The following is a 12,025-nucleotide window of genomic DNA, read 5'->3' as shown; positions in this document are numbered from 1 at the left end:
CGACGATGCCCTACCGGGCAGTGAGAATCTGGAGACGGCTGCCGACGCGCTCGGCGCGATCGGAGAGTTCGCCGACCCAGTCGATGATCTTGTAGAGAAAGACCACGTCTACCGGCTTGAGCCTGTCTTCGAGTTCGAAGAGCTGGCGTCGTATGTCGATCTGCTGCTGGTCGGCCTGCTGCTCGAGAATGTGCAGCTCGCGAATCAGGTTCTGCATCACGTCGGCGACATGACGGCCGAAGCCCGATTCGAGCAGATCCTGAAGCTCCTCCAGCGCCTGGCGCGCCTGGGCGACGCAGGCCACGGCGGTGTGCATGTAGTCGCGCATGGGCTGGGCCAGCTCGGCGGGCACCTGCATGCGCCGGCCGAGCATGATGCCGGTGATGTCGCGCACCTTGTTGGCGATCTTGTCCTGGACGCTGATCAGGTCGAGCAGGTCGCTGCGGGAAACGGGGAGGAACAGCGTATTGGGCAGGTTGAGGCGCAGCTCGGTCTTGAGGCTATCGGCCTCATGCTCCAGTTGGGTGATGGTCTCGCGGACTCTGGCGGCCTCGTCCCAGTCACCGGCCAGCGACGCCTCGAAGAAAGGCAGCAACTGGTCGGCACACTCGTTGGACTTGGCGATATGCGCCAGCAGTGGCTGGAACGGCGAGCGACCGAACATCGCCGAAAACGGATTTGATTTGACCATGGCGTAGAATGCGCTTGTGGAATGGCGGCGCCAGTATAAAGAATGGCACCCTGTCACGTCATTGAAATATTTGGCTTACACGGTAGCCCCTGACGCGCTCTCATTCTAGTCGAACAGCAGGAAAGCACATGAGCGAAGAGATAGAAATGAAGCTGGCACTGGGCGAGACGGGGCCGGAGCGCCTGTTGCAGCACCCTCTCCTGCGCAGCGGCGTGGACGACGCCCGGCACCTGGCCAATGTCTACTTCGACACGCCGGCGGGCGAGCTGGAGGCCGCGCGCATGGCGCTGAGGCTGCGCCGGCATGGCGACAGCTGGGTGCAGACCCTCAAGACCAGCGGCGAAGGCGCCGGTGGCTACAGCCGGCGAGACGAGTGGGAGTGGCCGGTAGCCAGCGAGACGCTGGACCGCGCGAGACTGGCCGAGCTGCCTCCCATTGCCGGGTTGGGCGACGACGTGCTGGAACGGCTCGAGCCGCGCTTCGCCACCGATTTCGAGCGCCGTGCCTGGCGCCTGGAGCTGGCGGAAGCCACCATCGAAGTCGCGCTCGACCAGGGCGAGATTCGTGCCGCCGGACGGCATGTGCCGATCCGCGAGCTGGAACTGGAACTCAAGGACGGCGCCCCCCAGGCACTGTGGAGCCTGGCGCAAGCCTTCGCCGAAACGGTGCCGCTGCGACCCGCCGATGCCAGCAAGGCCGCCCGCGGCAGCGCCCTGCTCAGCGGCCGCTGGACGCTGCCACCGGGCGAGACGAAGGGCGAACGGTTGCGGCGTGCCCTGCTGGCATTGGACGCCCTCGCCGATACCGGCGAGGATAACTGGAGAGAAGCGGCCCGGGAGGCCTTGCAGGCCATCGCCGCAACGGGCGACTACGACGCTGCCCGTCTCGCCGCCATGCTGGAGCAAGCCGATTGGCTAGGCGTCGACTTCGGTCGCGTGGCGCTGCGGCTGGCCCATCATCTGGCGGCATGAGCCGTTTCCCATTGCCACGTACCGCTGAAGTGAGCCACTTGCCGCAGGAAGCCAGCGCATGACCGAACCGTTCCGACCGGCCGCCGATGGCGTGCGTACACGTCTGTTCCAGATCATCTTCGAATCCGACACGCCGCTGGCCAAGGGCTTCGACATTGCCCTGATCCTGGTGATCCTGGCCAGCGTGCTGGTGGTCATGCTCGATACCGTCGATCACCTCAGCGCGGCGTATGGCGAATGGTTCTATTGGCTGGAGTGGGGGTTCACTCTCGCCTTCACCGTCGAACTGGCGGTGCGCCTGATCATTCTCGACAAGCCGCTGCGCTACCTGCGCAGTTTCTACGGCGTGATCGATGTGATTGCCATCCTGCCCACCTGGTTGATGCTGCTGCTGCCCGGCACCCAGACCCTGGTGATCGTGCGCCTGCTGCGCGTGCTGCGCATCTTCCGCGTGCTGCGCCTGATGCAGTTCGTCGGTGAAGGACGCCTGCTGGTGGAGGCACTGCTGCGCAGCTGGCACCAGATCTTCCTGTTCCTGTTCACCATGTTCCTGCTGGTGACGCTGTTCGCTGCGCTGGTCTACATGATCGAGCCTGCCGAAGCCGGCTTCAGCAGCATACCAACGGCCATCTACTGGGCCATCGTGACACTGACCACGGTGGGCTACGGTGACATCGTCCCCGTCACCCCCCTCGGCCAGGCGATCTCCACCCTGGTCATGCTGATCGGCTACTCGATCATCGCCATCCCCACCGGGGTGTTCTCCGCCGAAGTGATCCGCTCGATCCGCGCCGACCGGTACTCCGAGCAGGCCTGCCCCGGTTGCGGCCACGACCGTCACGAGCAGCGTGCGCTTTACTGCCTCAAGTGCGGCACCTGGCTGGACGAGGAAACGCCGGACCCGCACCTCGCCGAACAGGCGCGCGATACGTCCAGGGATTGAACGGCGGCGAGGCGCTCAATCCCGGAAGGGGGTCAGGTCGCCACGCCCCTCGCGCACGATGGTCGGCGGTAGCTCGCGCAGGTCGATCACACTGGTGGGCTCCAGATGGCAGGCGCCGCCGTCGATGACCAGATCCAGGTGGGCACCGTAGCGCTCGCGGATCTCTTCCGGGTCGGTCATCGGCAGCTCCTCGCCCACCGGGATCAGCGTCACGCTCATCAGCGGCTCGCCCAGTGCCTCGAGCAGGGCCAGGGTGATGCGATGGTCGGGTACGCGCACGCCGATGGAGCGCCGCTTGGGATGCAGCAGCAGGCGCGGCACTTCGGAGGTGGCGTTGAGGATGAAGGTGTAGGCCCCCGGCGTATTGGCCTTGAGCAAGCGGAACACGCTGTTGTCGACCTTGGCGTAGGTGCCGATGTCGGAGAGGTCGGAGCACACCAGGGTGAAGTTGTGCTTGTCGTCCAGCGAGCGCAGCCACTTGATCTTCTCGATCGCCTTCTTGTCCCCCAGGTGACAACCCAGGGCATAGCCGGAATCGGTGGGATAGGCGACCACGCCGCCCTGGCGCACGATCTGCACCGCCTGGTCGATCAGGCGCTTCTGCGGATTGTCCGGGTGGATCTGGAAGAACTGACTCATGCGGGCTCCCTGTCGTCTTTGATGCGTGCCGCCACTATAGCGCGCCGGGGGCGGCCGCGTCGCAGCCCGTCGCAACGACGCCAGCCAGACGAGGGTGCATCCACACCGGGGACACGGCAGTGCGCGGCACCGGGCTCATGCTGCCCGGGGCCAAGTGGCCGCCGGGGAAATGGAAGTCGCTGCCGAGCGAGGCATACAGTTCCCGCTCGGCGAGCTGGCGGGCCAGGTCGCGGGTCACGTCGGCATTCTGGAAGCCGCTGACCAGCTCGGCGGCCTGGCCGCCGGCGGCCACGAAATCGTCCAGCAGCTGGCCGCGCTTGCGTCGGGTTAGCCCGTAGCGCAGGGGATGGGCCAGCACCGCCACGCCGCCCGCTTCGACCACCCAGCCCACCACCTCGGCCAGCGCCGGCCAGTGCGCCTTGACGTCGCCCGCCTTGCCGCTGCCGAGATGCTTACGAAACGCCGTGGCCATGTCGGGCACCAGCCCCGCCGCCACCAGCGCCCGGGCGAAGTCGGGCCGACCCAGCGGACGATGGGGCCCGGCCTGCTCGCGGGCGCGGGCCAGGGCGTCGTCGAGCCCGATCTTCTCCATGCGCTTGGCGATCACCTCGGCACGGGCCTCGCGCGCCCGGGCCTGGTCATCGAGCCCTTCGGCGAGCGCCCCACGAGCCCCCTGCGGCAACAGCCCCACGACATGAATGCCGATCCCGTGCCAGCGGGTCGAGAGTTCGACTGCCGGCAGCAGGTGCACGCCTAGGCGCGTCGCCGCTTCGCCGGCTTCGGCCACGCCGGCTACCGTGTCGTGGTCGGTCAGCGCCATTAGCCACACACCGCGCGCAGCGCACAGGGCGACCACCTCAGCGGGCGGCAGGGCGCCATCCGAGGCAGTGGAGTGCATGTGGAGATCGACCCCCAGAGGAGCGGAGTCGCCGTCGAAACGCGTGGGCAGAGCGGGCAGCGGCATGACGCGGGCAGGCAACTTTGTCAAAATGATGGCCCATGGTGCGCGCCCGGCGACGGTCGGTCAACGCACGCTTGGAGTCTGCGGTGATACCGCGCTTGCCAGAGGAAACGCTGCGATGCTGTACGCAATCATCAGTGAAGACGTGAAGAACAGCCTGGAGCGCCGCCTGGCCGCCCGCCCCGACCACCTGGCCCGGCTGGAGAAGCTGCGCGACGAGGGCCGCCTGGTGCTGGCCGGCCCGCATCCCGCGGTGGATGCCGAGAACCCCGGCGACGCCGGCTTCAGCGGCAGCCTGGTGGTGGCCGAGTTCGACAGCCTCGACACTGCCCAGGCCTGGGCCGATGCCGACCCCTACATGATCGCCGGGGTCTATGCCAAGGCGACAGTGAAGCCGTTCAAGAAGGTCTTGCCCTGACTCGGACCCCCTGACCGCTCGGGACTCCCCTTCCCCGACGAGACCGCTTATCCACAGGAGTTTGCTCACAGCTTCTGTGGATAACGCTGTTGAAACGCCGCGGATGCCTTGCGCGATACGCCATGCCACGCCGCGGCGACGCCATCGATCAATTTTTGAGCAGCCTTGTCTGGTACTGGAGAAGCCCGTGTCACTGCCCCACGCCCCCCTTCCGCCGCTGGCCGGCCTCGAGCCCGCACGTCTCGACTGGCAGCACGACGAGACCGGCGACAGTGCTCCGCACTCGAGCCGCTTCGACGACGTCTACTTCTCGCGCCACGACGGCCGGGCGGAAACCGAGCATGTCTTTCTCGCCGGCAACGACCTGCCGCGACGCCTGGCCGCCTGGCAGGAGCCGCGGCCCTTCACCATCGGCGAGACCGGCTTCGGCACCGGGCTCAACATGCTCTGTGCCTGGGCCTGCTTCGACGCGCACGCCCCGGCCGGGGCACGATTGCATCTGGTTTCCACCGAGCGCTACCCGCTGAGCCGGGACGACCTGACCCGGGCGCTCGCCGCCTGGCCGGACCTGGCCCCGCGCGCTGAACGGCTGGTGCGCCAGTGGCCCGAGCCGGTGGCTGGCGTGCATCGGTTGTGGCTCGACGAGCGGGTGACGCTGGACCTGCACTTCGGCGATGCCACCGAGCGCCTCGTCCTGCTCGAAGGGCGGGTGGATGCCTGGTTTCTCGACGGTTTCGCCCCGGCCAAGAATCCCGAGATGTGGCGCCCCGAGTTGTTCGACGCCATGGCCGCCCGCTCGCGGCCGGGGGCGACCTTCGCCACCTTCACCTGCGCCGGGGTGGTCAAGCGCGGGCTGGCCGCGGCGGGATTTGCCTGGCGCAAGGTGTCGGGCTTCGGGCGCAAGAGGGAAATGCTCTGCGGGGAGATTGCCGAGCCGCCTGCCGATTCCCGTCGCCGGAACACGCCCTGGTTCAGCCCGCCAGCGCCACGTCCGCCGCGCCACGTGGCGGTGATCGGCGCCGGCATCGCCGGTGCCAGCACCGCTGCCGCCCTGGCCCGGCGCGGCGTGGCCGTTACCCTGATCGATCGCTTCGACCGCGCCGAGCTGGGCGCCACCCACCTGCAGGGGGCGCTCTACGTCAAGCTGGCCGTGGAGACCAACCTGCAGAGTCGTGCCTACCTCGCCGGCCTGCTGTATAGCCGGCGCTGGCTGGCCCAGCTCGACCCGGACGAGACACTGTGGCGGCCCAGCGGCGTGCTGCAGCTGGCGCTGGACGAGAAGGAGCAGGCACGCCAGGCACGTTTCCTGGCCAACCATTCGCTGCCCGAGAGCGTGGTGCGCGGCCTCGATGCCGAGGCGGCCAGCCGCGCGGCGGGAATACGACTCGAGGCATCGGCGCTCGATTACCCTGAAGCCGCCTGGGTCAGGCCGCTGGAACTGTGCGTTCATCTGGCCCGCACGCCCGGCGTCAGCTTCCGCCGTGGTGAAGTGACGGCGCTGCACGGCGGCGAAGCCGGCTGGACGCTGACCCTGGCCGACGGCGAGCGCATCGAAGCCGACCAGGTGGTGGTCGCAGCCGCTCGCGAGGCTGCCGGGTTCAGCCAACTCGCGGCGCTGCCGCTGCAGCCGGTGCGCGGCCAGGTCAGCCAGCTGGCATTGCCCGAAGGCGCTCCAGCGCTGGGCCGCGTGGTGTGCGCTGGCGGCTACGTTCCGCCGGCGGCAGACGGGGTACTCAACTTTGGCGCCACCTTTGCTCCCGGCGACACCGACCTCGCCGAGCGCGAGGCCGACCACGCCGCCAACCTGGCGGAGCTCGAGCGCGGCCTGCCCCACTTCGTGGCGGCGCTGCGCGAGGCCGGTGCCGACCTCTCGCCCGAACGGCTCACCGCACGCACCGGCGTGCGCGCGGCCAGCCCCGACAAGTCGCCATATGCCGGACCGGTTCCCGACGCCGAGGCCTGGCGCGAGGACTATGCCGTGCTGGCAAAGGATGCCACCCGCATACCCGACGCTCCCGGCAGGCACCACGCCGGGCTGTGGATCAGCGCCGCCCACGGCTCCCGCGGCATGGCCAGCGCGCCGCTGTGCGCCGAGCTGCTCGCTTCGCGCCTGTGCGACGAGCCGCTGCCGCTGGAGTGGCCGCTGGTGGATCACCTGCATCCGGGGCGGCGGACCATCCGCGACCTGGTCCAGGGCAAGTAGTGCGCTTTCGCTGCTACCTCTCGACGAGAACCTGCTGGCGGCGGCTGACGAAGCGCGGCCCCGGCCGGCCCAGGTGATAGCCCTGGCCGAAGTCGATGCCCAGCGCCTCGACGGCGGCCAGCACCTCCTCGTTCTCGATGAACTCAGCGATGGTGCTGACGCCGAGGCTCTGGGCCAAGGTGACGATGCTCTTGACGAAGGCCATGTACTTCTCGTCGCTGAGCATGTTGCGGATGAACTCGCCCTCGATCTTGATCACATCGATAGGGAACTGCTTGAGGTAGCGGAACGAGGAGTAGCCCGAGCCGAAGTCGTCGATGGCGAAGTTGAAGCCCTCCAGCTTGAGTTCGAGCACGAACTTCTCCAGCAGCTTGAGGTTGCTCACCGTTTCGCGCTCGGTCAGCTCGAAGACGATGCGTTCCGGCAGGATGTCGTAATCGATGGCCAACTGATGGATACGGCCAATGAACTCCCCCACAATCAGCGACTTGGGCGACAGGTTGATGAACAGCATGCCCTGGTAGCCCTGCTCGCGAATCTGGATGAAGGCCTTCTCGATCAGCTGATAGTCCATCTTGTGGATTACCCCGATGCTCTCGGCGATATCGATGAACTCACCGGCCGGCACCAGGCGATCGTCGAGCTGGATGCGCATCAGCAGTTCATGAACGTTGACCTCGCCGCTGCGCACGTCGGCGATGGGCTGGAAGTAGGGCACGATGCGCTGCTCCTCCAGCGCGCTGAGCACCATCTGGTTCTTCTCGCCCACCTCGCGAAACACGGCCGCCACCTCTTCCCGCTCCGGCAGGGCCACGCAGTTCTTACCCTTGCGCTTGGCCTTGTACATCATGTTGTCGGCCATCAGGAACAGATCATGGGCATTGCCGGCATGATTGGGATAGCAGGCGATGCCGATCGAGGTCGTCGCCCTGACGGTCGTGCCGTCGGGCGCGGTGAGCACCTGGCTGGTGAGGTTGTCGGCGATGCGCAGCGCCACCGAGTAGGCCTGCTCCTCCTCGGTCTGGGGCAGGATTACGGTGAACTCGTCGCCGCCGTAGCGGGCCAGGAAGTCGCCGGGGCGTATCGACTGCGCCAGGGTATCGGCCACCGCGTGCAGGAACTGATCGCCGAAGGCGTGGCCATGGCGGTCGTTGACGGTCTTGAAGTTGTCGAGGTCCAGCATCAGCAGGCTGAAGTGGTCCTGGTGGCGCGTCGCCCGGCCCACCTCGTAGGCCAGCATGTCCTTGAAGATGCGCTGGTTGTGCAGGCTGGTAAGGGGGTCGCGGGTGGCGTAGTACTCGAGATCCTGGGTGTATTTGTAGATCGCCTTGACCGAGCCCACCAGGTTGAGCAGCGTCGACAGGATGCCGTCGATGACGATATGGCGGATCGGGTCCTGGGCCAGGTCCGACTGCACGCCGATGCCGACGATACCGCCGATCTTCGGCGCCTCGAGCAGCAGCGACTTGGTTTGCAGGCGGATGTCCTCAGGCGACAGGTCTGACAACCCCTCACCCGATTCGCAGCTCAGCACGTTGTGATGGAACACCTTGAGAATGGTGCCGCCGGGCGGTCCTTCATGCTTGTTTTCCAGCAGCTGGGTCAGCAGCTGCTCGAAGGTGGCCCGGGTCTCGGGCGCCACTTCACGGTACCAGAACACCTCCAGCTCGTACCCTTCGTCCTCGACTTGAAAGATCGTCACCAGTGTATGCGCCTGGATGATGGTGTTGATGTCGGCCAGCAGTTCCTTGATGAACTCGCGCCAGTCGCGCACCACCTCGGAGGTAATGATGAATTTGCTCAGCAGGCGAATCTCGAACTCGAGGATGTCCTTGTCCACTGCCACATTCCTGAGGCGGTCGACCAGGGCATTGACCTGCTGCATGGCGACGTTGAGCTCCTGGAAGCGTACCCGGGTGTCGCTGACGTCGAGCTTGCGGAAATCCTCGACGGAGTTGACGGCGGCCAGGCGGTCGCGGAACTGATCGAGGGTGACCTGAATCCGCTCGGCGAACAGCTTCGACATGCCCAGCGCCAGCAGCAGGATCACCAAGGCGGCGACGATGAACAGGGCCAGGTAGTTGAAGCGCATCTCGCGACTGATCGGCGCCATGTCGCGCTGGATGTCGATCACGCCCAGTACGTCGCCGGTGGCCGCGTTCTGGTGGCAGGAGAGGCACTCCGGCCGGGCCACCAACGGCATGATCCGACGCACCGTGCCATTCTCGCGCCACACCCGCTCGTTGCCCGTCTCGAGGGCGGAGCGAATGACGATGTCCATGGGCGGCTGATCGATCTCGCCGTAGCGCTCCGATACCCGCTCGCCGCGATAGAAGTTGAAGCGATAGCCGGCACCGGCGTGGGCGCGCTTGGTCTCGTCGATGAAGGTTTCCATCTCATCGCGGCTCCAGCCCTGGCGCATTACCTGCAGCATGGCGTTGAAGCTCTGCCGGGCCAGGGTTTCGGAGGTCTGCTCCGCCTGACGCGCCAGGATGTTCTCGTAGAGCAGCGATGAGACCAGGGTGACGCCGACGAATACGGTGAGCGAAGCGGAAATGATCGCCACCAGTACGAACCCTTGCAGGGACTTCAAGCAGGTGAAGAACGAGCGGGCTAAAGTCAGCATCACGACCCTTATCAAGAAGGACAGGTGGTGCCGAACCTCAACCCTGAGTCGCCGGCCAAACGAGAAAATTGCCGCCCATTGTCGTCATTTTTGGCAAATGCTCATTTGACTTACATCAATTCACGGAAAGCTTGCAGGAGACTCGCTCTCACACCTTGGTATGAGTTTTCTAGTACTCCGGCTCGTCTAACCTTCCTCTTCGTCGTCAGCCAGGTCGCGACCGAAGGCGCGCCACTGGGCCAATGTCAGCACCTCGGTGGTCTCGGTCTGCAGGTCGTGGGCGATGATCAGCTCGCCGCGTTCGAGCTGGCGCTTGAGCTGGCCAACCCAGCCGCGCATGCCCTCGCCGGTATCGGTGGTGTCGTAGCCCTGGCGGGTGACGAAGGTCTCGAGCAGTGCATCGAGCGTCTCCGCCGGCAGCATGCGGTAGGGCACCTCGATGAAGCGTCCGTCGCTCATGTGTCGGTCTCCTCGTCGTCGGGTGCGCCTTCACCGCGCTCCCAGGCCGCCAGACGCTCGAGGAAAGTGGCCTCGTCGAGCACTTCCACGCCCAGCTCCTGGGCCTTGGCCAGCTTGCTGCCGGCCGCCCCGCCGGCCACCACGGCGGCGGTCTTCTTCGATACGCTGCCGGCCACCTTGGCGCCCAGCGCCTGCAGGCGCTCCTTGCCCTCGTCGCGGGTCATGCTCTCGAGCGTGCCGGTGAGCACCCAGGTCTGCCCGGCCAGTGGCTGGGGACGCTCGCCGACGCTCTCCTCGATCCAGGTCACGCCCTGCTCGCGCAGTGCCTCGATGGTCTCGCGGTTGTGCTCCTGGCGGAAGAAGGTATGTACGTGGGCGGCCACTATCGGGCCGACGTCATCCACCGCCTCGAGCTCGGCCAGCTCGGCGGTCATCAACGCGTCCAGGGTACCGAAGTGGCGCGCCAGGTTGGCCGCCGTGGCCTCCCCCACTTCGCGGATGCCCAGCGCGAAGATGAAGCGTGGCAGGGTGGTCTGCTTGGCCTTTTCCAGCGCCGCCACCAGATTCTCGGAGGACTTCCGGGCCATGCGCGGAAGCGTGGCCAGGCGCTCGACGTCGAGCCGGAACAGATCGGCAGGCGTCTTGACCCAGTCGAGCTCGACCAGTTGGTCGATGAGCTTCTCGCCGAGGCCATCGATGTCCATCGCTCGGCGCGAGGCGAAGTACCTGAGCGCCTCCTTGCGCTGAGCGGCACAGTAGAGCCCGCCGGAGCAGCGCGCCACCACCTCACCCTCGAGACGCTCGATCTCGGAGTCGCACACCGGGCAGCGGCTGGGGAAGACGATCTCGCGAGCGTCGTCTGGCCGCCGTTCCTCGAGTACCCGCACTACCTGGGGAATGACGTCGCCGGCCCGTCGAATCGCCACGGTGTCGCCGATCATCACGCCGAGCCGCGCGATCTCGTCGGCATTGTGCAAGCTGGCGTTGGAGACGGTAACCCCGGCCACCGAGACCGGCTCGAGCCGCGCCACCGGCGTGATCGCACCGGTGCGGCCGACCTGGAACTCAACGTCGTTGAGCCGCGTGGTCTCCTCCTGGGCGGGGAACTTGAAGGCGATGGCCCAGCGCGGTGCCCGCGAGACGAAGCCCAGCTCACGCTGCAGGCGCAGGTCGTCGACCTTGATTACCACGCCGTCGATGTCGTAACCCAGACCGTCGCGCTGCTCGCCCAGCCGGCGGCAGTAGTCGACCAGGCCCTGGCTGCCGGTGACGACACGAAGCTGGGAGCTGGTGCGAAAGCCGAAGGTCTTGAGGTGCGCCATCAGCTCGCTGTGGCTGGCATCGCCAGGGTCCGGCTCGATGCGTGCCACCTGGTAGGCACTGAACTCCAGCGGCCGCCTGGCGGTGATGCCGGGGTCGAGCTGGCGCAGGCTGCCCGCCGCGGCGTTACGCGGGTTGGCGAAGACCTTGCCGCCCTCCTCGCGGGCGCGCTCGTTCAACCGCTCGAAACCGGCATGGCTCATGATCACCTCACCGCGCACTTCGAGCAGCTCGGGGGCCTCGCCGCGCAGGCTGAGCGGAATCGAGCGCAGCGTGCGCAGGTTGGAGGTGATGCCCTCGCCGGTGCGCCCGTCGCCGCGAGTCGCACCGCTGATCAGTACGCCATGTTCGTAGACCAGCGACACGGCGGCGCCATCGAGCTTGGGCTCGCAGCAGAAGCGGATCGCCTCGCCGTCGGTCTCCAGCCGCTCGGCGACGCGCCTGACGAAAGCGGTGAGCTCCTCCTCGCTCAGGGCGTTGTCCAGCGACAACATGGGCACCGCGTGCTCGACCTCGGGGAAGCCGGCATCGGGCGGCGCCCCGACCCGCTGGGTCGGCGAATCGGGTGTCACCAGCTCGGGGTGGGCCTGCTCCAGTTCCTGCAGGCGGCGCAGCTTGCGGTCGTACTCGGCATCGGTGAGCTGCGGCTCGTCGAGCACGTAGTAGCGGTAGTTGGCGTCGTCGAGCTCGGCGCGCAGCTTGGCGACTTCATCGAGAGTGTTCTGATCGGGCTGGCTCATGCGTCTGTCATGTCTCGAAGGGGATCACTGCCGCCCTCAACACGACAACCCCGT

10 protein-coding genes are annotated in these 12,025 nt (G+C 66.9%); 4 read left to right on the top strand and 6 right to left on the bottom strand.

The genetic code is table 11. From position 1 onward, the window contains the following. Nucleotides 1-10: 10 nt before the first annotated feature. Nucleotides 11-691, bottom strand: coding sequence for a TIGR00153 family protein (locus KPL81_RS05360; protein WP_209476089.1), 681 nt, complete (start codon nt 689-691; stop codon nt 11-13). A gap of 128 nt (nt 692-819) precedes the next feature. On the opposite strand from KPL81_RS05360, the gene KPL81_RS05355 reads away from it, so the two are divergent. Then, nucleotides 820-1,662: a CYTH domain-containing protein gene (locus KPL81_RS05355; protein WP_219790967.1), complete on the top strand. Its 843-nt coding sequence runs from the start codon at nt 820-822 to the stop codon at nt 1,660-1,662. Between the two features lie 58 nt (nt 1,663-1,720). Beyond that, complete coding sequence (locus KPL81_RS05350; protein WP_219790966.1) at nt 1,721-2,605, top strand: ion transporter; 885 nt, start codon at nt 1,721-1,723, stop codon at nt 2,603-2,605. Nucleotides 2,606-2,620: 15 nt separating this feature from the next. On the opposite strand, the gene KPL81_RS05345 is transcribed toward KPL81_RS05350, so the two are convergent. Then, on the bottom strand, nt 2,621-3,244 hold the full coding sequence (locus KPL81_RS05345; RefSeq protein WP_219790965.1) for an L-threonylcarbamoyladenylate synthase: 624 nt from the start codon (nt 3,242-3,244) through the stop codon (nt 2,621-2,623). Between the two features lie 34 nt (nt 3,245-3,278). Beyond that, nucleotides 3,279-4,208, bottom strand: a complete 930-nt coding sequence (locus KPL81_RS05340; RefSeq protein WP_209478489.1) for a PHP domain-containing protein — start codon at nt 4,206-4,208, stop codon at nt 3,279-3,281. Nucleotides 4,209-4,323: 115 nt separating this feature from the next. On the opposite strand from KPL81_RS05340, the gene KPL81_RS05335 reads away from it, so the two are divergent. After that, entirely contained in the window at nt 4,324-4,623 is a 300-nt protein-coding gene (locus tag KPL81_RS05335; RefSeq protein ID WP_209476081.1) for a YciI family protein, read from the top strand. 193 nt (nt 4,624-4,816) lie between these two features. Further along, nucleotides 4,817-6,826: a bifunctional tRNA (5-methylaminomethyl-2-thiouridine)(34)-methyltransferase MnmC2/FAD-dependent 5-carboxymethylaminomethyl-2-thiouridine(34) oxidoreductase MnmC1 gene (gene mnmC, locus KPL81_RS05330; protein WP_240549112.1), complete on the top strand. Its 2,010-nt coding sequence runs from the start codon at nt 4,817-4,819 to the stop codon at nt 6,824-6,826. Nucleotides 6,827-6,839: 13 nt separating this feature from the next. On the opposite strand, the gene KPL81_RS05325 is transcribed toward mnmC, so the two are convergent. From KPL81_RS05325 to ligA, 3 genes are all read right to left on the bottom strand, one after another. After that, the gene (locus KPL81_RS05325; protein ID WP_209476077.1) at nt 6,840-9,452 is read right to left on the bottom strand and encodes a putative bifunctional diguanylate cyclase/phosphodiesterase; all 2,613 of its coding nucleotides are present in this window, start codon (nt 9,450-9,452) and stop codon (nt 6,840-6,842) included. A 186-nt stretch (nt 9,453-9,638) separates the two neighbouring features. After that, complete coding sequence (locus KPL81_RS05320; RefSeq protein ID WP_219790963.1) at nt 9,639-9,911, bottom strand: YheU family protein; 273 nt, start codon at nt 9,909-9,911, stop codon at nt 9,639-9,641. Next, a complete protein-coding gene (gene ligA / locus KPL81_RS05315; protein WP_219790962.1) occupies nt 9,908-11,971 on the bottom strand; it encodes an NAD-dependent DNA ligase LigA in 2,064 nt (687 codons plus the stop codon). Before ligA ends, KPL81_RS05320 begins: the two co-directional genes overlap by 4 nt. Nucleotides 11,972-12,025 lie beyond the last annotated feature (54 nt).

Origin of the sequence: Billgrantia antri, from assembly GCF_019430905.1 — a bacterium.
Lineage (GTDB): Bacteria > Pseudomonadota > Gammaproteobacteria > Pseudomonadales > Halomonadaceae > Halomonas > Halomonas antri.
The sequence above is the reverse complement of the archived record's forward strand: the minus strand, read 5'-3'. Positions and strand labels throughout refer to the sequence as shown.